The 21,772-nt window shown below is 74.1% G+C and carries 18 protein-coding genes and 2 pseudogenes; 5 read left to right on the top strand and 15 right to left on the bottom strand.

Annotated elements, in window-relative coordinates:
• The first annotated feature begins 3 nt into the window (after positions 1–3).
• Positions 4–981, top strand: coding sequence for a carbohydrate ABC transporter permease (locus ACZ47G_RS30780; protein WP_465748263.1), 978 nt, complete (start codon positions 4–6; stop codon positions 979–981).
• Positions 978–1,826 (top strand): carbohydrate ABC transporter permease, encoded by an 849-nt coding sequence (locus ACZ47G_RS30775; protein ID WP_465748261.1) that lies wholly within the window; start codon positions 978–980, stop codon positions 1,824–1,826. Before ACZ47G_RS30780 ends, ACZ47G_RS30775 begins: the two co-directional genes overlap by 4 nt.
• 127 nt (positions 1,827–1,953) lie before the next feature.
• On the opposite strand, the gene ACZ47G_RS30770 is transcribed toward ACZ47G_RS30775, so the two are convergent.
• The 3 genes from ACZ47G_RS30770 to ACZ47G_RS30760 form a co-directional block, all read right to left on the bottom strand.
• On the bottom strand, positions 1,954–2,559 hold the full coding sequence (locus ACZ47G_RS30770; protein ID WP_465748259.1) for a DUF7691 family protein: 606 nt from the start codon (positions 2,557–2,559) through the stop codon (positions 1,954–1,956).
• Between the two features lie 34 nt (positions 2,560–2,593).
• Positions 2,594–3,343, bottom strand: a complete 750-nt coding sequence (locus ACZ47G_RS30765; RefSeq protein WP_465748257.1) for a VOC family protein — start codon at positions 3,341–3,343, stop codon at positions 2,594–2,596.
• A gap of 115 nt (positions 3,344–3,458) precedes the next feature.
• Positions 3,459–4,094: an alpha-ketoglutarate-dependent dioxygenase AlkB gene (locus ACZ47G_RS30760; protein WP_465748255.1), complete on the bottom strand. Its 636-nt coding sequence runs from the start codon at positions 4,092–4,094 to the stop codon at positions 3,459–3,461.
• Positions 4,095–4,218: 124 nt separating this feature from the next.
• Here ACZ47G_RS30760 and ACZ47G_RS30755 point away from each other — a divergent pair, with 124 nt between their 5' ends.
• Positions 4,219–4,827, top strand: a complete 609-nt coding sequence (locus tag ACZ47G_RS30755) for a hypothetical protein (protein ID WP_465748253.1) — start codon at positions 4,219–4,221, stop codon at positions 4,825–4,827.
• A 129-nt stretch (positions 4,828–4,956) separates the two neighbouring features.
• Positions 4,957–5,475, top strand: a complete 519-nt coding sequence (locus tag ACZ47G_RS30750; RefSeq protein ID WP_465748251.1) for a universal stress protein — start codon at positions 4,957–4,959, stop codon at positions 5,473–5,475.
• 17 nt (positions 5,476–5,492) lie between these two features.
• On the opposite strand, the gene ACZ47G_RS30745 is transcribed toward ACZ47G_RS30750, so the two are convergent.
• The 12 genes and pseudogenes from ACZ47G_RS30745 to ACZ47G_RS30690 all read right to left on the bottom strand — a co-directional run bounded on the left by ACZ47G_RS30745 (position 5,493) and on the right by ACZ47G_RS30690 (position 20,052).
• Positions 5,493–7,112, bottom strand: a complete 1,620-nt coding sequence (locus ACZ47G_RS30745) for an amidohydrolase (RefSeq protein ID WP_465748249.1) — start codon at positions 7,110–7,112, stop codon at positions 5,493–5,495.
• Positions 7,109–8,032 carry a PaaX family transcriptional regulator gene (locus ACZ47G_RS30740; protein WP_465748247.1) on the bottom strand — a complete coding sequence of 308 codons (924 nt, stop codon included), beginning with the start codon at positions 8,030–8,032 and terminating at the stop codon, positions 7,109–7,111. The genes ACZ47G_RS30745 and ACZ47G_RS30740 overlap by 4 nt, the downstream gene beginning before the upstream one ends.
• A gap of 42 nt (positions 8,033–8,074) precedes the next feature.
• A complete protein-coding gene (locus tag ACZ47G_RS30735) occupies positions 8,075–8,827 on the bottom strand; it encodes a maleate cis-trans isomerase family protein (RefSeq protein WP_465748245.1) in 753 nt (250 codons plus the stop codon).
• A gap of 16 nt (positions 8,828–8,843) precedes the next feature.
• Entirely contained in the window at positions 8,844–9,737 is an 894-nt protein-coding gene (locus ACZ47G_RS30730) for a fumarylacetoacetate hydrolase family protein (RefSeq protein ID WP_465748243.1), read from the bottom strand.
• Positions 9,738–9,752: 15 nt separating this feature from the next.
• The gene (locus tag ACZ47G_RS30725) at positions 9,753–10,874 is read right to left on the bottom strand and encodes a cupin domain-containing protein (protein WP_465748241.1); all 1,122 of its coding nucleotides are present in this window, start codon (positions 10,872–10,874) and stop codon (positions 9,753–9,755) included.
• 87 nt (positions 10,875–10,961) lie between these two features.
• Positions 10,962–11,924 carry a carbon-nitrogen hydrolase family protein gene (locus tag ACZ47G_RS30720; protein WP_465748239.1) on the bottom strand — a complete coding sequence of 321 codons (963 nt, stop codon included), beginning with the start codon at positions 11,922–11,924 and terminating at the stop codon, positions 10,962–10,964.
• A 15-nt stretch (positions 11,925–11,939) separates the two neighbouring features.
• Complete coding sequence (locus ACZ47G_RS30715) at positions 11,940–14,369, bottom strand: oxidoreductase (RefSeq protein WP_465748237.1); 2,430 nt, start codon at positions 14,367–14,369, stop codon at positions 11,940–11,942.
• 64 nt (positions 14,370–14,433) lie between these two features.
• Positions 14,434–14,757: pseudogene (locus ACZ47G_RS30710) on the bottom strand (acyl-CoA thioesterase); the annotation flags it as partial.
• Positions 14,758–14,862: 105 nt separating this feature from the next.
• Positions 14,863–16,473 (bottom strand): annotated as a pseudogene (locus ACZ47G_RS30705) (AMP-binding protein); the annotation flags it as partial.
• A 255-nt stretch (positions 16,474–16,728) separates the two neighbouring features.
• Complete coding sequence (locus tag ACZ47G_RS30700) at positions 16,729–17,910, bottom strand: hypothetical protein (protein WP_465748235.1); 1,182 nt, start codon at positions 17,908–17,910, stop codon at positions 16,729–16,731.
• Positions 17,911–18,154: 244 nt separating this feature from the next.
• Positions 18,155–18,652, bottom strand: coding sequence for a GNAT family N-acetyltransferase (locus tag ACZ47G_RS30695; protein WP_465748233.1), 498 nt, complete (start codon positions 18,650–18,652; stop codon positions 18,155–18,157).
• Positions 18,649–20,052, bottom strand: coding sequence for a DUF6271 family protein (locus ACZ47G_RS30690; RefSeq protein ID WP_465748231.1), 1,404 nt, complete (start codon positions 20,050–20,052; stop codon positions 18,649–18,651). Before ACZ47G_RS30690 ends, ACZ47G_RS30695 begins: the two co-directional genes overlap by 4 nt.
• Positions 20,053–20,434: 382 nt before the next feature.
• Here ACZ47G_RS30690 and ACZ47G_RS30685 point away from each other — a divergent pair, with 382 nt between their 5' ends.
• Positions 20,435–21,634 (top strand): peptidoglycan-binding protein, encoded by a 1,200-nt coding sequence (locus tag ACZ47G_RS30685; RefSeq protein WP_465748229.1) that lies wholly within the window; start codon positions 20,435–20,437, stop codon positions 21,632–21,634.
• The last annotated feature ends 138 nt before the right edge of the window (positions 21,635–21,772 follow it).

Here is a 21,772-nt window from a genome sequence, read left to right as displayed (position 1 = left end):
TACGTGTCCGCAACCACCACGACCGCCCCGTCGGCGCCGCCCTCCCCGCGGCGCCGTGGGGGCAGGGCGCCGGCCGCACCCCCGGGCGGCCGGCGTCGCAGGCCACCGCTGTTGCTGCTGCTGCCGGCCGCGGTGATCCTGATCCCGCTGGTCGCCTACCCGATCTACCAGCTCGGGCTGCTGTCCGTGCTGGACTTCGGGCAGGCCCAGGCCTCCGGCGGCGCCCCGACCTCCTTCGTCGGCCTCGGCAACTACTCGAAGATCCTGGAGGACGGCCAGTTCTGGACGGTGCTGCTGCAGACCGTCGGCTTCGCCGCCTTCTGCGTGGTCGCCACCCTGGCCGTCGGCGCGACCCTCGCGGTGCTGCTGACCAGGGTCGGCCGCTGGCCGCGGCTGATGCTGACCACGGCGGCGATGGCCGCCTGGGCGGCGCCCGCGATGACCGGTTCGACGGTGTGGAGCTTCCTGTTCGACACCAATCTCGGGCTGGTCAACCACACCCTGGTGAAGCTGGGGCTGAGCGGCTTCCACGAGTTCAACTGGTTCTACGACAGGTGGACGGCGTTCCTGATCGTCGGCGCCGTGGTGGTGTGGCACTCCTACCCGTTCGTGATGGTCACCCTCTACGCGGGCATCCGCGCCATCCCGGAGGAGGTCATGGAGGCCGCCGCCCTGGACGGCGCCGGCACCTGGACCACCTTCCGCCGGATCACCGCGCCGATGCTGCGGCCGATCCTGACCATCGTGGTGATCCAGTCGGTGATCTGGGACTTCAAGGTCTTCACCCAGATCTACGTGATGACCGAGGGCGGCGGCATCGCCGGCCAGAACCTGGTGCTCAACGTGTACGCGTACCAGAAGGCGTTCGCCTCCTCGCAGTACGGGCTGGGCGCGGCGATCGGCGTGATCATGCTGCTGATCCTGGTGGTCCCGACGGTCCTGTACATCCGCACCCTGCGACGGACGGGGAACGAACTGTGAACTCCCGTACGCGGTGGCGGCTGGCCGCCAACACCGGCGCGATCCTGCTGGCGGGGGTCACCGCCTTCCCGGTCTTCTGGATGGTGCTGTCGGCCTTCAAGCCCAAGGGCGAGGTGCAGTCGCTGGATCCGAGGCCGTGGACGGCGCACCCCACGCTGGAGAGCTTCCGTCAGGTGCTCAGCGTGGACGGCTTCGGCCGGTACTTCGTGAACAGCCTGGTGGTCGCGCTGTCGGTGGTGGTGCTCTCGGCGGTGGTGGTGTTCCTGGCGGCCGTGGCGGTGACCAGGTTCAGGTTCCGCTTCCGCACCACGATCATGGTGATGTTCCTGATCGCCCAGATGATCCCGGTCGAGGCGCTGACCATCCCGCTGTTCTTCATGTTCCGCGACGCAGGCCGGTTCGCGCCGGGCATCGGGCTGAACACCCTGGCCTCGCTGGTGCTGGTGCAGTTGGCGTTCTCGCTGCCGTTCGGGATCTGGATGATGCGCGGCTTCGTCGCGGCCGTCCCGGTCTCGATCGAGGAGGCCGCGCAGATCGACGGCGCGAGCCGGACCCGCATCCTGTGGCGGATCCTGCTTCCGCTGGTGGCCCCGGGCCTCGCCGCGACCAGCGTGTTCTCCTTCATCGCGGCGTGGAACGACTTCGTCTTCGCCAAGACCTTCATCATCAGCGCCACCCAGAACCAGACGCTGCCCTCGGCGCTGCTGGTGTTCTTCAAGCCGGACGAGAACGACTGGGGCGGGATCATGGCGGCGTCCACGCTGATGACGGTGCCGGTGCTGGTGTTCTTCATCGCGGTGCAGCGGCGGCTGGTGTCGGGGCTGGCGGGCGCGGTCAAGGACTGACGCCCGCCGGGCCCACCGGCCGAGCCCACCGGCCGGGCCCACCGGCGGCCGGCCCCGGCGGCTCGGCGCCGGGGCCTCGTGCGGCTACGACCTCGTGCGGCCGGGGCCTGGTGCGGCCGGGGCCGGTTCAGGACACGAAGCCGATGACTCCGTGCCCCTCGAACTCCCGTGCCGTGCGCAGCCAGCCGGCGACCTCCTGGACGGCCTCGGCCACCGCGCGGTCCAACTCCGGTGCCAGGCCCTCGCGTTCGGCCTGCTCGAACTGGCGCAGGGCCTCCCGGCACTGCTCGGACGACCACTCGCCGCAGGACACTTCGGGACAGTGGGGCAGGCCGGCCGGGAAGTCGCTGCCGTAGTGGAAGTCCGAGAGCGAGACCGCGGTGACGCCGTAGGCGCGCAGGCCGTCGTCCACCTCGTCCAGCCACAGGCCGCGGAAGGGGCCGAAGGAGCGGTTGTCCAGGAGCGTGGCGTCCGTCCCGCACAGGTGCCGGTACGCGTAGCGGTACTGGAAGGCGTGCTCCTCGTCGAACGGTCCGCCGTACACCACCGCGCGCAGCGCCTCGCGGGCGGTGGGGGCGCCGTCCTCGATCTGGTCGGCGAACTCCTGGTCGGCGTAGTCCAGTTCGGCGCCCGAGTGGCCGAGGACGTCCTGGAGTACGGCCTCGTCGGCGCAGCCGGCCAGGGTGTGCTTGTCGTCGACGTCGGTCAGGTACGCCGTCAGGAAGGAACTCATGGGATCACCGTATCGGCCGTGACGGACAGTCGGGTCAGGCGGCCTCGGCCTCCGGGCCCGGGACGGCGACCAGCACGAACTCCGCCCCGGCGGCGTCCCGGACGAGCGCCGAGCGGCCGAACGGCGTCGGTGCGGGCCCGGCGCGGACGGTGCCGCCGAGGGCGCGCAGGGCGGCGGTGGCGCGGTCGGTGTCGGCCGTCCCGAAGTGGGTGAGCCAGCCGGGGGCGCTCGCGCCCGGGGTGGTGGGGCCGATGCTGCAGGCGGGCAGCCCGGCGACCCGGGCGAGGGTGTGGCCCGACCTCGGGCGGTCGTAGCCGTAGCCGAAGACCCGGTGGTAGAACACCCGGGCGGCGTCCGGGTCGGCGGAGAGGTGCTCGTTCCAGGTCAGGGTGCCGGGCTCGTCGACCAGCCCGGCGCCCTCGACCGGGTCGCCCTGCCAGAGCCCGAACGGCGCGCCGAGCGGGTCGACGGCGAGCGCGGCCCGGCCCTGGTCGGGCACCGGGTACGGCTCGCGGGCGATCCGGCCGCCGGCGGCCCGGACGGCCGCCGCGGTGCGGGGCAGGTCCCGGCAGGCGAGGTGGGTGGTCCAGCCGGCCGGCCCGGGGGCGGCGCCGAGCGCGGCGACCTGCGCGCCGTTGCGGGTGGCGACCGCCTCGGCGGGGCCGGTCGGCACGAACTCCCAGCCGAACAGCGTGCCGTAGAAGTGCTGCGCCCGGGGGAGGTCCGGGGTGGTCAGGACGGTCCAGCAGGGGACGCCCTCGTGGTACCTGCCCGCCTTCGGCATGCCGGCCTCCTGGTCACCCCCGCGCCCCACCCCCGTCAGGTTGCGCGCCCGGCCGGTGCGCGGCAAACGGGAGCGGGAACGGGGGTAGGGGAGGGGCGGCGGAGGGGGCGCTGGCTCAGGCGACCCCGCGCGGGCGGAACTGGATGCTGATCCGCGGGCCGACCGGGCGGGCGGTCTTCGGGATCGCGTGCTCCCAGGTGCGCTGGCAGGAGCCGCCCATCACCACGAGGTCGCCGTGGCCGAGCGGCCGGCGGACCACCGCCCCGCCCCCGGAGCGCGGCCGCAGCGCGAGGACCCGGGGCTCGCCGACGGAGAGGATCGCCACCATGGTGTCCTCGCGGGCGCCGCGGCCGATCCGGTCGCCGTGCCAGGCCACGCTGTCCCGGCCGTCCCGGTAGTAGCAGAGCCCGAGGGTGCGGAACGGCTCGCCCAGCTCGGGGGCGTAGTGCCGGCTCAGTGCGGCCCGGGCCTCGCCGAGGACGGGGTGCGGCGGCTCGTCCTCGGCGGCGTAGGAGGCGAGCAGCCGGGGGACGTCGACGGTGCGTTCGTACATCTCGCGCCGTTCGGCCCGCCAGGGCACGGTCGCGGCCAGCTGTTCGAACAGTTGGTCCGCGCCGTGCAGCCAACCGGGCAGGACGTCCAGCCAGGCGCCGTCGCCGAGCGGCAGGCGCCGTAGGCCGTTGAGCGGGCCGAGCCGGGGGTCGGTGGCTTCTTCGAACAGTGAGGGCTGGAGGTGGACGGTTGCGGACATGGGCCCAGCCTACGCCGTGATTCGAACACCTGCTCGAACAAAAGTCCGGAGGCTAGGGCCTGTCTGCCAACTCCCGGCGTCGCCCCGCAGACGCGAGTTTGAAGACGGGCCCTAGCCTGCCGGTATGGCGATCAACGGGTTCGGCGTCACCGAGTTCCAGCTCTTCCTGCTGCGCCGGATGGCCGACTACCACCCCGAGCTGGTCGAGGACGCGGTGCGGCGGCTCGGCGCCACCCGGGCCGCGATGCGGGAGGCGAACAAGCGCTGGCAGGCGATGGTCCGGGCGCCCCGGTTCCCGCGCGGCGCCGCCCGGTACGCCGCCGTGCTGGGGCCGGCGGAGGCGAGTCTGCCGCGCCGGATCGGCGACCTGGAGTGCACGGCCCGGCAGTGGGCGCTGCCGCTCTGGCCGGAGCTGCGCTTCGAGGTGCTGCTCGGGCCGGCCGGAACCGGCGCGCCGGTGCTGAACGAGTGGCTGGTCCGGGCGGCCGGTGCCCCGGGGCCAGTGCTGCGCACCGTCGACGACCTGGAGCCGTGGGGCTGTGTGGTGGGCGATGTGGGGGCGTCCTTCCCTGGGGCCGTGCCGCGCGAGGGGAGTGCGCCGACCAGTTTCCGGCTGGACTTCGCGGCGCCGGGCGCGGACGGGCGGGTGGCCTCCTGGACGGCGGACTTCACCTGGGGGCTGCTCCAGGAGGTCCGGCCGGACGAGGCGGCCGAGTGGCCCCGGACGCGCTGACCCCGCGCGACCTTCGAGGTGAGATGCAAGGAGATATTCAGTGAATGCCTTGGATTTGTAGGCCGTAGCGCCGATGTGGCAGCATAAACGCAGACACTGGATAGGCTTCACATCGGAAAGCGAAGGATCATGTCGGACGGCGCCCGCGTCATCGTCGGAGTCAGCGGCTCACTGCACAGCCTGACCGCCCTGCACCGGGCGGCGGAGGAGGCCCGGGCCCGGCAGGCCGTCCTCGTCCCGGTGCTCGCCTGGACCCCGGTCGGCGGCGAGCGCAGCTACCGGGCCCGGCCCTGCCCGCCGCTGCTGCGCGCCTGGCAGGACGCCGCCGGGGCCCGGCTGGAGGGCGCGCTCGGCCAGGCCTTCGGCGGGCTGCCGATCGGCCTGCCGGTGCAGCCGCTGGTGATGCGGGGCGAAGCCGGGCCGGTGCTGACCGCCATGGCCGACCGGCCCGGCGACCTGCTGGTGATCAGCGCCGGCCGGCACGGCTCGCTGCGCGGCCGAGTGCGTCGACTGCTGCGCGGCTCGGTCGCCCGCTACTGCCTGGACCACGCCCGTGGCGGCGTGCTGGTCGTCCCGCCGTCCGACCTGCACGAGGACCTGCGGGCCCTGCACCGGGGTATCGACCTGCGGGAACTCATCGCGGCCTGAGGGGTTTTGACGTTCGGTCAGACCCCGTGCACGGTCCGGCCGCCGACCATCGTCCGGGCCGGCAGCAGATCGCGCAGCGCCGCCGTCGGGCAGTTCAGCGGGTCGACCGGCCAGAGCGTGAGGTCGGCGAGCGCCCCCGGCCGCAGGCTGCCGCGGTCGGCGCTCTCGCCGGTCAGCCGGGCGGCGTTCACGGTGTGCAGCGCGATCGCCTCGGCCCGTCCGATCGCGTGCTCGGGGCCGACCACCCCGGCCGTGGTGCCGCGGGTCGTCATGCCCCACACCGACACCATCGCGCCGTACGGGCCGACCGGGAAGTCCGAGCCGGCCGACAGCTGTGCTCCCTCGTCCAGCCACTCGCGCAGCGGGAACAGGGCCGCGGTACGCTCCTCGCCCCAGGCGCGCTGCTGGGTGAGCGCGCCGTCGTGCAGCAGCGGGTGCTGCACCGTCACCGGGATGCCGAGGGCGATGGCCCGGGCCCGCTGATCGGGCCGGGCCAGTCCGCCGTGCTCGACCACCAGCGTCCCCGGCGGCAGGCCCGGGCGGCGCTTCAGCACCTGCTCGAAGACGTCCAGCAGCACCCGCAGCCCGCGGTCGCCCCAGGCGTGCACGCCCGCCCGCCAGCCCCGTTCGACCACCCGCTCCACCGCCGCGAGCAGGTCCTCCGGCTCCCAGAGCAGTCGGCCGTGGTAGCAGGGCTGCCCCTGGTACGGCTGTTCCAGGGCACCTGCCTCGAAGCCGCCGTCGATGCCGAACTTGACGCCCCACAGGCGCAGTCGATCGTCGTCCCGGCCGTCCGCGCGCCAGTCGTCCATCCGGTCCAGCAGGGCGTCCACCTGCTCGGGGGTGCGGGCCGCGAAGCCGGACACCAGTGCCCGGACCCGGACGGCGAGCGCGCCCTCGGCCCGGGCCGCGTCCAGCACGTCGAGGTCCTCCACCGGGACGAGGCAGTCCCGCACGGTGCCGATCCCGGTGGCCGCGTAGTCGGCGGAGGCCGCGCGCAGCCCCTCGATCCGCTCGGCGAGGGTCGGGCGCGGCAGCACCCGCTCGACCGGCTCGGTCGCCCGGTTGATCAGCCGGCCGGTCAGCCGCCCGTGCTCGTCGCGCTCGACCACGCCGCCGTCCGGCGACTCGGTGGACTCGTCGATCCCGGCCAGCCGCAGCGCGGCCGAGTTGAGCACCATGTTGTAGGCGCCCCGGCGCACCAGCACCGGGTGCTCGCCGGTGGCGCGGTCCAGCTCCGCGGTGGTCGGCATCCGCTGCTCGGCGAGCAGCACCTCCTGCCAGTTGACCGTGGTGACGATCCACTGCCCGGCCGGGGTGCGGGCGGCGCGCTCGCGGATCAGCTCCAGGAACCCGGCGAGGTCCCGGGCCCGGTGCACCGGGACGCCGTGGACGCTGTGCCCGGCCAGGATCAGGTGGGTGTGGGTGTCGTCGAAGGCGGGCAGCACCGTCGCCGACGGATCGTCCACCACCTCGGTGTCCGGTCCGACCAGGGCGTCCAGGCCGTCCGGCGCGGCGGAGAGTGCGGTGATCCGGCCGCCGGTGACGGCCACCGCCCGCTGCGGCGGCTCGCCCGGCACCAGGGTGTGCACGGCGCCGGCGCGGATCAGCAGGTCGGCTGGGGCTGGGGTGGTCATTGAAACTCCTGGGGGTGGGGCGCTCCGGCGGGGTGGGGCAGCCCGGTGACCTTCTCGACGTACCGCAGGCTCGGCTCGGCGAGCCGCCCGTGCACCTCGGTGAACACGGCCCGGGCCGGGCGGGCGTTCCAGTCGGCGGGCAGCAGCGGCTCGGGCAGCCCGGGGTCGAGGTACGGCAGCCTGCGCCACTGGGTGAGCATCGGCACATAGGCGCGGAACGCCTCGACCGGCTCGACCGGCTCGACCGGTCCGACTGCCTCGACCGTGGCGACCGCTTCGACCGGCTCGACCGTGGCGCGCCCCCGCAGCTCCTCGGCGACCGGCCGCCAGGTGTCGGTGAAGGCCGCGTACTGCTCCTCGATCGCCGGGAGGTCCCACCAACTCGCCACCGCCGTACGGAGTTCGGCGAAGCCGGCGTACTCGGCGGAGAGGAAGAGGTGCACGTAGGCGCTCAGGCCGAGGCGCTCCAGCAGACGGCGGGCGTCCGGCAGCAGCCGGGCGGGGGCCAGCCAGACGCCGGGGGCGGCGTTGCCGAAGCCGAGCCAGCTGAGCCGGGAGCGCAGCTGGTGGCGGTGGGCGCGTTCGGACTCGGGCACCGAGAAGACCGCCACCACCCAGCCGTCGGCGAGTTCGGCGGGCTCCAGGCTGTGGAAGATCCGGCGGTCGCCCTCGTCGAACACCGGGCCCATCGCGGGGGCCAGCCGGTAGCCGGTGCCCGCGCGGCGCTCCTGGAGCAGGGTGCCGGCCTTCTTCAGCCGGGAGATCGCCGAGCGGACGGCCGGGCCGTCGACGTCCAGCTCGGCCATCAGCGCGATCAGGTCGGCGATCGATATCCAGCCGCCGAGGCGCCGGACGAACTCGCCGTAGACGGTGTTGATCAGGGAGCTGGGCCGGGTGCTGCTCTGCGTGCTCTCCGGCATGCCCGGCCCTCCTCCCCGACGGCTGGTGGTGATCATAGAACGTCAGCTGTACGCCCCGGAGAGCAGGTGCCCGGCGCCGGGGGCGACGGCGGGCAGGTCGAGCGCCCGCAGCAGTTGGTGGGTGGTGCAGATCGCCGCCGAGACCACCGGCATGCCGAGCTGCTGTTCGGCCTCCTCGACGGCGGACAGCGAGGGCAGCTGCACGCAGGCGGAGAGCACCACGGCGTCCGCCCCGGCGTACGAGAGGCCCTTGGCGATCGCGGGCAGCCGGGCCGGGTCGTGGGCGGCCACCTCCAGGTTGTCGGCGATCTCCAGGGCGGCGTGGTCGAGCACCTCGATGCCCTCCTGGCCGAGGTAGTCGACCACCGTCCGGGCCAGCGGGCGCGGGTACGGGGTGACCATCGCGACCTTCTTCGCGCCGAGCACCTGGAGCCCGGCGACCAGGGCGCCGGCGCTGGTGACCACGGGCGCGGGCGCGCCGTTCTCGACCGTCCGGCGGTGCAGCCGCCGCTCGGCCTCGCGGTGGTAGCCGGGGCCGGTGGCCATCACCGCGACCAGGCAGGCGTAGCCGATCACGTCGACCCGGGCGTCCGAGAGTTCGGCGGCGCAGCGGTCGGACTCGCCGTCCATGGCGCGCAGTTGCTCGGGGGTGACCCTGGTCATCCGCATCCGGCTGGAGTGGAAGGTGAACCGCTCGGGGGCGATCGCCTCGCGGGCCCGCAGCAGGGCCGGGACTTCGGTCTCCATGGTGACGTTGGAGCTGGGGACGATCTGGCCGATCCGGTAGGTGGTCATCTGCGCCGGACTCCTCTCAGCGGGCGTCGATCACGGGGTTGGCGAGGGTGCCGATCCGCTCGATGGTGGCCTCGACCAGGTCGCCGGGCTGCAGGAACTGCGGCGGGACCATCCCGGCGCCCACCCCGGAGGGGGAGCCGGTGGCGATCACGTCCCCGGGCTCCAGGGTCATGCCGGCCGAGATGTCGGCGATCAGCCGGGCGATGCCGAACAGCATGTGGCGGGTGTTGGAGTCCTGGCGCAGTTCGCCGTTGACCCGCAGCGAGAGGTCGAGCCGCTGGGGGTCGGGGATCTCGTCGGTGGTGACCACCACCGGCCCGAACGGCGCGTAGCTGTCCTGGCCCTTGGAGAAGAACCACTGGCCGGCGCGGCGCTGGTCGCGGGCGCTGATGTCGTTGACGATGCTGTAGCCGAACACGTGCCGCCAGGCGTCCCGTTCGCTCACCCGCCGGGCGGGTTCGCCGATCACCACGGCGAGTTCGCACTCCCAGTCGAGCTGCTTGGTGAGGTCGGCGTTGTGCAGGATCGGCTGGCCGGGGCCGGTGACGGCGGTGGCGGGCTTGCCGAACAGCACCGGGCGGTCCGGGACTTCGCGTTCGGTCTCCAGGCTGCGGTGGGACTCGGCCACGTGCTCCACGTAGTTGAGGCCGACGCCGACGATCTTGCCGGGGCGCAGCGGGGCGCACAGCGAGACCTCGGCGAGCGGCCGGGTCCGCCCCGGTTCGTCGAGCAGTCGGCGGGCGGTGGCCAGGGCGGGCTCGCCGGCCCGGATCAACTCCAGGAGGGTGTCCGGGAGTTCGACACCGGCGGCGGTGGCCAGGGCGGTCAGGTCGGCGACCCGGTCGGTGCCGGTCCGGGCGCCCAGGCGGGGGGTGTCGTCGCCGTCGGCGCGGTAGGTCAGCAGCTGCATCGCGGTGAACTCCTGTTACGGGGTGGTGGGCTGGTGCCCGTCGTGGTCCGGGAAGGCCTCTTCGCGGTACAGGCCGAGCGAGTGCATCACCGGGAAGTCGTTGAAGGAGAACAGGCAGGCGTCCTCGCCCTGGTCGAGGTTCGCGTGCTCGTGCCAGGCCCAGGACGGCACCACGAAGACGTCGCCCTGCTGCCACGCGAAGCGCTGCCCGGCGATCACCGAGACGCCGCGCCCCTTGGCGGCGGTGTAGACCACCGAACCGGTGTGCCGGTGGGCGCGGGTGGCCTGGCCGGGGCGGAGCAGCTGGAGGTGGGCGGCCATGGTGGGCATCACCGAGCCGCCGGTGACCGGGTTGGTGTACTCCATGATCACGCCGTCGTAGGGCGATCCCTCGGTGGCGCGGGCGAGTCGGCACAGCGCGTGGTAGCTGGGCTCCCAGGGCCAGCCGAGCAGCGGCGAGTACGGGCGGGTCCACTTCTCGACGCCGTACGGGAGCAGGTTGCCGCCGTAGCTGAGCAGCGAGGAGTTCGGCACCGGGTCGGGCCGCTGGTGGAGGTCGGGGTGGACTTCGTAGAAGTTGGCGTCCAGGGTGTTGACCAGCGGGATGTCCAGGCCGTCCTGCCAGATCACCGGGTCGGACTCGGACTCGTTGCCGTGCTCGTGCCAGGTGCCGTTGGGAGTGATCGCGAAGTCGCGCGGGCCGACCCTGAGCTTCTGCCCGTCGACGATCGTCCAGGCGCCGGTGCCCTCGTGGACGAAGCGCAGGGCGGCGGCCTGGTGGCGGTGGGCGGTCATCGCCTCGCCGGGGCCCATGATCTGCAGTCCGGTGTACAACAGGCCGACGGCGGCGCTGAGTTCGCGGCGGCCGGGGTTGACCAGCATCACCACCCGGCGGCCCGCGTCGTCGGCCTGCACCAGCGGCAGGGCCTTGCGGACCAGCGGGCGCAGGTCGGCGTAGCGCCAGAGCACCGGGACGGACTTCGGCTGGGGGTACCAGGGCTCGATCTCGTTCGCCACCGTCCACAGGGCGCCGGCCTCGTGCTTGGCCAACTCCTCGTAGTAGGCGAGCAGTTCGGGGCTGTCCTGGACGCGGGCCCGGCCGATCCGGGCGTCGTCGTAGGGGCCTTCGGCGGTCATGCCTCCTCCTCGGTCAGATCTCGTCGCGCGAGTGGGTCAGTCGTGGGGTCGGGTCAGTCGTGCGGGCGGGTCAGTCGTGGGGTTGGGTCAGTCGTGCGGGTGTGCCAGCGGCCGCAGCGGGCGGTCGTCCACGTGCAGTCGGAAGACGTCGAAGCGGTTGTAGTGGCCGATGATGTCGTGCATCTGCTTGGGCTGGATGCACCGGCCGAGGTCGATCTCGGCGTAGACGATGCCCTCCTCGTCCACCAGCGGTTCGGTGACCGCCCGGCCGTCCGGTCCGAAGATCCCGGACAGCGCGTTGCGCGGGCGGGCGAGCTGTTTGCGCACCTGCTGGTCCTCGCCGGCGATCAGGTCGACCATCTCGGGCGAGATGGTGGAGCAGGAGACGACGGTGAACAGCTTGCCCTCGAAGCAGTGGGCGGCGGCGCGCAGCGCGATCGCCTCCGCCATGTCGTAGTCCTCGGGGGCCACCGGCAGCGCGATGTAGCTGGCGGCGTGGACGAGTTCGCCCTGCGCCAGCAGGGTGAAGCGGGCCAGGGTGTTGGTGTTCTCGCCGCAGGCCAGTGCGCCGAGCGGGCCGACGGCCGTGCGGTGCACCTTCAGTGAGCTGCCGTCGCCCTGGGTCCAGGTCAGCTTCTCGGCCCAGGTCGGCACCAACTTCCGGTGCACGCCGAGGAGTTCGCCGTCCGAGCCGATGATCAGCAGGGTGTTGTACAGCACCCCCAGACTGTGCCGGCCGCGCTCGTTGACGCCGATCACCAGCACCACCCCGGCCTGCCGGGCGGCGGCGCGCAGGGTGTCGACGTACGGCCCGGGGACGTCCACGGCGGCGCGGTACAGCCGTTCGTACCAGGGCGAGCCCTGGACGGGCGTCATCGTCCAGTTCCAGTACGGGTAGCCCGGCACGAACACCTCGGGGAAGACCACCAGTTCGGCGCCGCGCCCGGCCGCCTCCTGGATCAGGGCGACGGCCTTGTCCACGGTGGCGGCCGGGTCCAGGTAGACCGGGGCGGCCTGGACGGCGGCGGCGGTGAAGCGGGGCAGGTCCATGCTTCTCCTCACTCCTCACTCCTCACCCTCGGTCGGGATCGGCAGCCAGCGGCGGTGGACGGGCGGGGCGGCCTCGCGCAGCAGGTGCAGGCGCGGGGCGACCTTGTCGGCGCCCGGACCCGGCGGCTTGCGGCGCCCGGCCAGCCAGGGCTCGGGCCAGGGCGCGCCGGGGCCGGTGTAGCCCTGGTCGGCGGCGGCGTGCAGGGTCCAGAAGGGGTCGTGCAGGTGGGCCCGGCCGATCGCGACCAGGTCGGCGCGGCCGGCCAGCAGGACGGAGTTGGCGTCGTCGTGGCCGGAGATCGCGCCCACCGCGACGGTCGGCAGGCCGGTGGCGTTGCGCACCAGTTCGGCGAACGGCGTCTGGTAGCCGCGCCCGTACGGCGGCCGCTGGTGCGCCACCACCTCGCCGGTGGACACGTCCACCGCGTCCGCCCCGGCGTCGGCCAGCGCCCGGCAGATCGCCACCGCCTCGGCCTCGGTGGTGCCGCCGGGGGCCCAGTCCGCGGCCGAGATCCGCACCAGCAGCGGCCGCCCGGCGGGCCAGGCGGCGCGGACGGCGGCCAGCACCTCGACCGGCAGCCGCAGCCGGTGGGCGAGCGGGCCGCCGTAGCGGTCGGTGCGGCGGTTGGTGAGCGGGGAGAGGAAGGCGGAGAGGAGGTGTCCGTGGCCGAACTGCAGCTCCAGCACGTCGAACCCGGCCCGGGCGGCGCGTTCGGCGGAGGCGGCGAAGTCGGCGATGACGGAGGCCAGTTGGACGTCATTGGCCTCGTGCGGGGTCGGACTGTCGGCGTCCCAGGGCAGCGGCGAGGGGGCGAGCAGCGGCCAGCCCTCGGCGAGCGGGCGGCCGATGCCGTCCGGTCCGGGCGCGGCGGTGGCGCCCCGGCGGCCGGCGTGGGTGAGCTGGATGCCCACCGGGGTGTCGCTCACCGCCGCGACGGCGCGCCGGAGTTCGGTCCAGGCGGCCTGCTGGCGGTCGGTCCACAGCCCGGGGCAGCGGTCGGTGGTCCGGCCCTCGGGGCTGACGGCCGTCATCCCGGCGATCACCAGCCCGGCGCCGCCGAGGGCGTGGGCGGTCAGCTGGGCCCGGTCGAAGGCGCTGGGCAGGGCGTCGGGGGAGGTGAAGGTGGCCAGCGGGGGGACGACGATCCGGTTGCGCAGCTCCAGCGCGCCCAGCTTCAGCGGCCGGAACATCGGCGGCACCCCGGGCGCGCCGCCGGCGGCGGTGTCCACGGCGGCGACGAACTCCGGGTCGCGGGCGCGCAGATTGCCGTAGGTGACCCGGCGGCTGCGGGTGAGCAGGTTGAAGGCGAACCGGTCGGCGTCCTGCCCGGTGCGGCGGCCGATCGTCTCGAACCACTCCAGGCTGGCCTGCGCGGCGCGCTGGGTGGACTCCACCACCGGCCGCCGCTCGGCCTCGTAAGCGGCCAACGCGCCGTCCAGGGTGGGCTGTTCGCTCAGTGCGGCGGCCAGGGCGAGGGCGTCCTCCAGGGCCAGTTTGGTGCCCGAGCCGATCGAGAAGTGCGCGGAGTGCGCGGCGTCGCCGAGCAGCACGGTGTTGCGGTGGCGCCAACTGGCGTTCCGTACCGTGGTGAAACGGATCCAGCGGGACGCGTTGGGGATCAGCCGGTGGCCGTCCAGGTGCCCGGCGAGCAGTTCGGCGCAGCGTGCCACGCTCGCGGTGTCGCTCTCGCCGCGGGTCAACTCCCGGGCGGCGAGGGCCTCGAAGCCCGCGCGGCGCCAGGCGTCCTCGGCGATCTCGACGATGAAGGTCGAGCGGGTGGCGCTGTACGGGTAGGCGTGCACCTGGACGGTGCCGAAGTCGAACTCCTCGACGATGAAGGTGAAGGCCTCGAAGACCCGGTCGGTGGCGAGCCAGATGTAGCGGCAGTGCCGCTCGTCCAGTTCGGTGCGGTACGCCTCGGGGTGGGCGGCCCGGGTGGCTGAGTGGATGCCGTCGGCGGCGACCACCAGGTCGTACTCGGCGGCGAGCCGGTCGACCGGCGGGGCGGGCGTGCGGTAGCGGACGTCCACCGCCAGGTCGGCGCAGCGCCGTTGCAGCACGGCGCGCAGCCGGTTGCGGTCCAGGGCGGCGAAGCCGTGGCCGCCGCTGGTGCGGACCTGGCCGGCGTAGCGGATGTCGATGTCGCTCCAGCGGGCGAACTCGGCGCTGATCGCGGCGAAGACCTCGGGGTCGGCCTGGGCGATGCCGTCCAGGGTCTCGTCGGAGAAGACCACGCCGAAGCCGAACTCGTCCTCCCGGCCGTCCCGTTCGAACACGGTGATCTCGCGCTCGGGGGCCAACCGCTTGGCCAGGGCGGCGAAGTAGAGCCCGCCCGGGCCGGCGCCGATGACGGCGATCCGGCGGGCCGCCGGGCCCGGGCGCGGCGGGCCGGTGAGCGGTGGGCCGGTGAGCGGTGCACCGGTGAGCGGTGCACCGGCCGTCATGCGAGCACCTCCGCCTGTTGCGGCCCGGCCTCGGCGAGCGCCTCCGCCTGCTGCGGCCCCGCCGTCATGCGAGCACCTCCGCCTGCTGCGGCCCGGCCTCGGCGAGCGCCCGGCGGACCGGCGCGGGCCAGGGCTCGGCGCCCTTGGTGTGCGGGGCGGCGTGCACCACCGACATCCGGCCGCTGGCGGCCAGGCCCTGCGGCCCGTGCACCTCGAAGGCGTAGTGCAGCGAGGAGCCGCCGACCCGGACCACCCGCAGCTCGGTGCGGACGACGTCCCCGAACCAGAGCCGCTCGCGGTAGTCCGCCTCGAAGTGCACCCGGGGGATCCGCCCGAACAACTCGGCCAGCCCGAGCCGGCGCAGCAGCGCCGCCTCCGCCGCCTCGGCCCAGCGTTGCACGGCGGAGAAGTGGTAGTGCCCGGCGGCGTCGGTGTCGGACCACTCGACCCGGCGCTCGATGGTGACACTGGCGGGGTTCGGTCGCGGTTCCAGGGCGGCCCTCCGGCGGAGTTCGGCGCGCAGCAGCTTGCCGGTCGCGGTGCGCGGCAGTCCGGTGACGAACTCGACGGCGCGCGGGTACTTGTACGGGGCGATGGTGCGCTTGACGTGTTCCTGGAGCTCTTTGACGGTCTCCGGGCCGGCCGGGGCGCCCTCGCGCAGCACCACGTACGCCTTGACCACCGTGCCGCGCCGCTCGTCCGGGGCGGCCACCACGGCGCAGTCGGCCACCGCCGGGTGGGCGGCGAGCGCCTGTTCCACCTCGGGGCCGGCGATGTTGTAGCCGGCCGAGACGATCATGTCGTCGTTGCGGGCCTGGTACCAGAAGTAGCCGTCCCGGTCGCGGAGGTAGGTGTCGCCGGTGAGGTTCCAGCCGTTGCGGACGTAGTCGTGCTGGCGTTCGTCGTCCAGGTAGCGGCAGCCGGTCGGGCCCTTGACGGCGAGCAGCCCGGGTTCGCCGTCCGGCAGCGGGTTGCCCTGGCCGTCGAGTATCGCGGCCCGGTAGCCGGGGACGGGCCGGCCGGTGGAGCCGGGCCGGATGTCGCCGTCGGCGGCCGAGATGAACACGTGCAGCAGCTCGGTGGCGCCGATGCCGTCGATCAGGCGTCGGCCGGTGGCGGCGTGGAAGGCCTCCCAGACGGCCGCGGGCAGCGGCTCGCCGGCCGACACGCAGCGCCGCACGCCCGCCAACCGGTCGGCCAACCCGGCGGCGAGGATCGCCCGGTAGGCGGTCGGGGCGGTGAACAGCACGCTCACGCCGTGCCGCCGGACCAGCTCGGCGAGCTGCTCGGGGGCGGCCTGCTCCAGCAGCAGGCTGGCGGCGCCGGCCCGCAGCGGGAAGACCAGCAGGCCGCCGAGGCCGAAGGTGAAGCCGAGCGGCGGGGTGCCGGTGAACAGGTCGTCGGGGGTGGGGCGGAGCAGGTGGCGGGAGAAGGTGTCGGCGTTGGCCAGCACGTCGCGGTGGAAGTGCAGGGTGGCCTTGGGGCGGCCGGTGGTGCCGGAGGTGAAGGCGATCAGGGCGACGTCGTCGGCGGCGGTCGGTACGGCGCTGAAGCCGGGGCGCCGGTCGGCGCAGCGGGCGGTGAGGTCCTCGGGGCCGGGGCCGCCGAAGGGCAGGACGCGCAGGCCGGGGGTGGCGGCCCGGTCGAGTTCGGCGAGGAAGCGGTGGTCGCACAGGGCGAGGGTGGGGCGGGCGATCCGGGTCAGTTCGGTCAGCTCGGCCGCGCGCAGCAGCGGCATGGTGGTGACCACCACTCCGCCGGCCTTCAGGACGCCGAGCCAACAGGCGGCCAGCCAGGGCGTGTTGGGGCCGCGCAGCAGGACCCGGTTGCCGGTGGCCAGGCCCAGTTCCTCGGTGAGCAGTCGGGCGATCCGGTCGGCGTGGTCGCGCAGGTCGCCGTAGCTCCACCGCTCGGTCGGGGTGAGCAGGCAGCGGCGGTCCGGTCCGAGTCGGGCGATGGTGTCGTCGAGCAGGGCGGCGGCGCAGTTCAGGCGGTCGGGGTAGGCCAATTCCGGGAGTTCGAAGAGGAGTTCTGGCCACTGGTCGAAGGGCGGGAGATGGTCTCGGCAGAACGTGTCCACGTGCGCCGAGGGGGAGAGCTCCATGGGCGGGCACCTCGTTGTGCGAGCGGGAGTGAAGCCAGTATGGCGCTCTCGTGACGCCAGTCAAGAGAGCGATACATGCATTCGGGCTACGGGGGCGGGAGGTGCGGCCGGGCAGACGGAACGCCCCGCGGGCCGGTGGGGCCTGCGGGGCGTGGAGGGGATTCCGGGTTGGGTGTGGAGAGGTTTCGGGGTGGGGCGCGGCGGGGTTCCGGGGTGGGGTGTGGCGGGGGTCCCGGGGCTCGGGCGTTCGGGCGTTCAGACGGCGGAGTGGAAGATCGCGTCGGGCGCGCGGCCGTCCTGGGACTGCTGGGCGCGCTCGGCGAGCAGCCGGGCGAACAGGACCAGGGCGGGCGTGGTGGCGGCCGCGCCCGGCCCGTCGTCCCGCACGGACAGCAGGGTCGAGCCGACCCGCACCACGGCCTCCGTCGCCGACGCGCCCCGGGTGCGGGCGGCGCTCTGGTCGCCGATCGACGGGATGGTCACGGTGGTGGCGGCCTCCCGGCCGTCGCCCGGGCCGAGCATGCTGCCGAAGGCCCGGCCGGCCGCCTCGGCGGAGCCGAAGCCGACCACGGTGAACCGTACGGTCTGGGCCGAAACGGCGTGGAACGCCACGGTGGCGTAGGCGAGTTGCTGGTCGCAGGCGTCCGGGAGCAGACACGGCACGTCCGGCCCGCTGCCGGTCCCGGAGCGTGGTCCGCTCTCCACCTGCCAGCCGCCCGGCATCGCCGCCACGTCCGGCAGTACGCCCTGCGCCTGCGCGGGGTCGCGGATGGTCCGGGCGGCGTGGGCGAAGTCGGGCCCGGTGGGGTGCAGCAGCGGGCGCGAGCCGAGGTTGATGCCCAGTGCGACCAGCGCGGCGATCAGGACCAGGGCCAGGGCGACGATGATCGCGAGGTTGCCGCGCCGGGCGGCCAGGGCCTGGGCGCCGGCGGTGGCCGGGTCGACCCGGAGCTGGACGGTGGTCGGGCCGGCGGTCGGGCCGGTGCGCAGTTGGACGGTGCGCGGGTCGGCCTCCGGGGTGCCGCGCAGCTGGACGGTCCGGGGGTCCGCCTCGGGGTCGGTCCGTAGCTGGACGGTCCGCGGGTCCGCCTCCGGGCCGGTCCCTAGCTGGACGGTGCGCGGGTCGTCCGCTTGATCGGTCCGTAGCCGGACGGTACTCGGATCGGTCGGCGTGCCGAGCGGGGTGGTGCCCAGGTACTGGGCGAACCCCTGGTCGGTGGCCAGCAGTTGGCTGACGGCCGTGGTCAGCGCGGCGCGCGCCCGCGGATCGTCCGGCCCGCCCTCGATCGCCGCCAGGGCCCGCGCCCCCTCCGGCATCAGCCGCAGCCGGGCCCGCACCACCTCGGCCACCGCCTGCCCCGCCCCGCCCGTCGCACCCCGGGCCAGCCGGACCAGCGCCCGCACCACGCCCGGTACCAGCTCCTGGCCGTCCCCCATGGCAACTCCCCCCGCCGCATGAGTCCTTGCCACCAGGCTCCCGGACCGGTGGCCGGGACGCACCCCCACCGAACCGAACGGAGACTGAACTGCAACCGCGCCCGGACGCGCCGGGCACCCGACGACTCCTCCAGGCGTACCGGCGTACCGGCGTACCGGCGTACCGGCGTACCGGCGTACCGGCGTACCGGCGTGCGGGTGGACGGGCGTGCGGCGGCCGGCCGCCTCGGCGCCCGGGCGGCGGTCAGCGCACCGGTGTCGACATGTAGACCGCGCGGCGCCCGTAGCAGTCCGGCACCGCCACCTCCCGGTGCGCCCGGTAGCCGAGCAGCCGCAGCAGGATGTCGGCGCCGCGCACCGCGACCATCGAGATCCGCTCGAAGCCCGACTCCTCGGCCTGCGCCCGGAAGTGCCGCATGAACCCGAGCGCGACGTCCCGGCCGCGCAGGTCCTCGGCGATCACCAGGTCGTGCACGTGCAGGTTGGTGGAGGCGTACGCGCTCTCCTCCGGCCGGGTGAGGTCCGGGCAGCGCAGCGGCGGGTACGGCAGGCTGAGCAGGTAGCCGCGGACGGCGCCCCGGTGCTCCAGCACGAAGCAGGTGGCCGGCGAGCTGCGGGCCCGGGACTGCAGCGCCTCCCGACCTTCCGACAGGCCGTCGGCCGCGTAGGCGTCGTGTTCCAGCGCGACCACGGCGTCCCAGTCGTCGTCGGCCAGTCGTCGGATCCGGAGGTCCTCGCTCACCGGGCCGGCACCTCCGCGTCGGCGTCGGGGCCCGCTGCGTCGGGGCCCGCTGCGTCGGCGTCCGGACCCTGGGCGCCGGCGTCCAGGTCCTGGGTGCGGGAGTCCAGGCCCTGGGCGCGGGCGGCGGTCACCAGCGCCGCCCAGGCCTCCACCAGCACCGCCCAGCGCTCGGCGTCCTGCCGGGCCTCGTCCAGGAGCTGCGGGCGTCGCTCGGCCACCACGTCCGCGAGTTCGGCGTACTTGCCGCCCAGCTTGCGGTAGGAGCGGTCCAGGACGTCCAGGCAGTGCTCGTTCCCGGCCCGGTCCCAGTCGACGCTGCCCCGGATCAGGTCGAGGACGGGCTCGACCTTCAGCCCGTGCCGCTCGTCCAGCAGCTCGCGGCCGAGGTCGATCATCCCGCCGTAGACCGGGTACAGGTACAGCATCGAGAGCAGGAACTTGACGAACCGCAGCTGGTAGGCGATGAAGCCGGCGCCGGTGCGGCGCTCGGGCGTGTAGTAGTTGACGATGTGGCGGTTGTGGACGACGCCGGGCAGCCGGGAGTGGACCAGGGCGTGCAGCAGGGCGTAGTCGCTGCCGATGGTCTCGATCGAGGGCAGGAGCGGCAGCACCTCGTAGGCCCGGTGGTCCAGGGCGATGTTGCACATGTAGACGTCCCAGATGTCGGGCACGCCGAGGACGGAGTCGTCGGTGCTGAACGGCCCGGAGTCGGAGCCCTTGAAGGAGACCTCCACCATCGCGTCCCGGTCCTCCTCCGGCCACACCGGCGGGGTCCACAGGCGCACCACGTCGCGGTAGACGGCCGGGTCCAGCTCGTGGATCTCGCTGATGTCCACGTTGAGTTCGCCGATGAAGGAGCCGCTGACCAGCATCACCGGCTTGTCCGCGTCGGCCGGGTCGAGCTCGGAGCGGGACACGCCGGCCACCGCCTCGCCGGCCGGTCGGCCGATCGAGAGCAGCTCGTGGTGGATCGGGAAGACCTTCTCACCGTCGACGACCTGGAAGTCGGCGTCGTCGTTGCGCAGGTGCGCCGAGGTGCAGCCCAGGGCGGCCGCGCCCAGGAACAGCCGGTTGACGCAGGAGCCGTACGCGACGGCCCGCGGGAGCATCAGGTCGAGCAGCAGCTCGGGGTCGGCGGCGCCGGTGCGCTCGGTCACCCGGCGCAGGAAGTCCCGCTGCCGTTCCTCGCCCAGGTGGTGGACGACCACGCCGGGGGTCGGCTCCAGCGCGGCCACGGCGCGGGCGTTCTGCGCGAACTCGGCGGGGCCGGTGGTGTCGAGGATGAGGAGGTGCGCCTCGACGCCGAAGGTGGCGACGGCGTAGGCCGCCTCCTCGGCGAGTTCCGCGATGGTCTCGGGGCAGGGACGCATGGTCGGCAGGGCGAGGCAGATTCTCTGCATGGCGGTGGCTCTCCGTCTGTTCGTCAGAACCGTTGGGGCAACGGTGACATGAGTGCTTCGAGGCGCCCTACCGTGGACTAGACCACTTGCCAAGTCAACGATTGACAAGGCAGCTGCGGCGAGGTGGAATGCGCCCCCCCGCCCGACCGATTCCGGATCCTCCGGGGCTTCCCCGGGTCCCTTTTCGGGCAGGACGGAGTACGGAGCCGGCGGCGCGCCGCGGGCCCCCGGCTCGCACGCCAGGACGAACTCCCCTCGATGATCCGAACGGCCGTGCGGGCACGGGAGGTTCATCGCCACCGATCCCGCCGTCGGGGTCAACCCCCGACCAGGACCTGCCGATACCGGCAACGACGCCACTACTCCGTTCGGAGGAGCCAGCATGCCCGAGCTGTGGCTGCCCGGAGCCGAGATCCACGACCTCGGCGACCACGCGACGACCGACCACCAGTACCCGCCGAAGGCCATCGCCCACATCACCTGGGACCGCAACGCCACCGCCGCCGCGCCGCAGGACTGGTGCACCTACGAGAGCCTCGTCAGCTACTTCACCGGCGGCGGCGCCGGCGATGCCCCGCACCTGATCTGGGACCCTTTCAGCGGCCGCGCCGCCCAGCTGTTCCCCGCCGACTCCCGCTCCAAGAGCCTGCTCAGCCCCAGCCAGAGCCCCACCCGCACCAACCGGGCGGGGCGGGTGGTGATCCAGATCGAGGCCGTCTTCTTCCCGTACTGCCGCTACCAGGGCACGGTCTACGCGCGGCTGGTCGACACCCCCTGCGCCGGCTGGGACCGGATCCACGCCTGGATCTCCTCCTGGGGCGTGCCCGACACGTGGCCGATGGGGCGGCCCACCGACTTCTCCGCGCACCGGGACGAGCGGACCTGGGAGACCGCCGGCGGCTGGTACGCCCACGCCCACGTGCCCTACAACGACCACACCGACCCCGGCTCGTGGCCGGCCTTCACCGCCGGCTCCGGCTCGTCGTCCGGCCCGCCCTCCCAGCAGAACCCGGCGCCGCCCGGCGGCTCCACCCCGGCCCGCTACCAGGCCACCGTCAACGGCTTGGCGTACGGCTACGGCGCCCACGGCTACCAGGTCACCACGGTCGGCCGGGCGCTGGTCGCGGCCGGCTTCGGCACCCACTACCACTCCGGGCCCGGACCGGACTGGACGGACGCCGACACCGAGAACTACGCCGACTACCAGACGAGCCTGGGCTACTCCGGGCAGGCCGCCGACGGTGTACCCGGCGAGGGCTCGCTGCGCCGGCTGCTCGGCTACCTGCCCGGGCCGCGCACCGTCTCGCTCGCCCACGTCGTCGCGGCGGCGCACACCGACCCGGGCGCCGAACAGGGGCACCGGACGTACGGGGCCGAGGTGGCGATCGTCGAACAGGCGCTGGCGGACGAGGGGTTGCTCGAACAGCGCTGGGTGGACGGCTCCTACGGCAGCCTCACGGTCACGGCGTACGCCGGCTGGCAGCGGCGGTGCGGCTACACGGCGGGGGCCGCGGACGGGATCCCCGGATCGGACTCGCTGCACCGGCTGGGCGCGGCCCACGGCTTCGCGGTGACGGACTGACGCGCCGATGCTGGCGGGCTGGCGGGCCGAGGGGCTGGCGGGGCCGACCGGGCTGGCGGGCCGTGTGCGTCTGCTTCGGCGGGTGTACTCCCGGGGGAGTTGATCGGCCGCGGCTGCTCCCGGGCGCGTACTCGCCCG

The organism is Kitasatospora sp. NPDC030952 (assembly GCF_055571335.1).
Note: the sequence above shows the minus strand (reverse complement) of the source record. Positions and strands in the feature narration are given on the sequence as shown.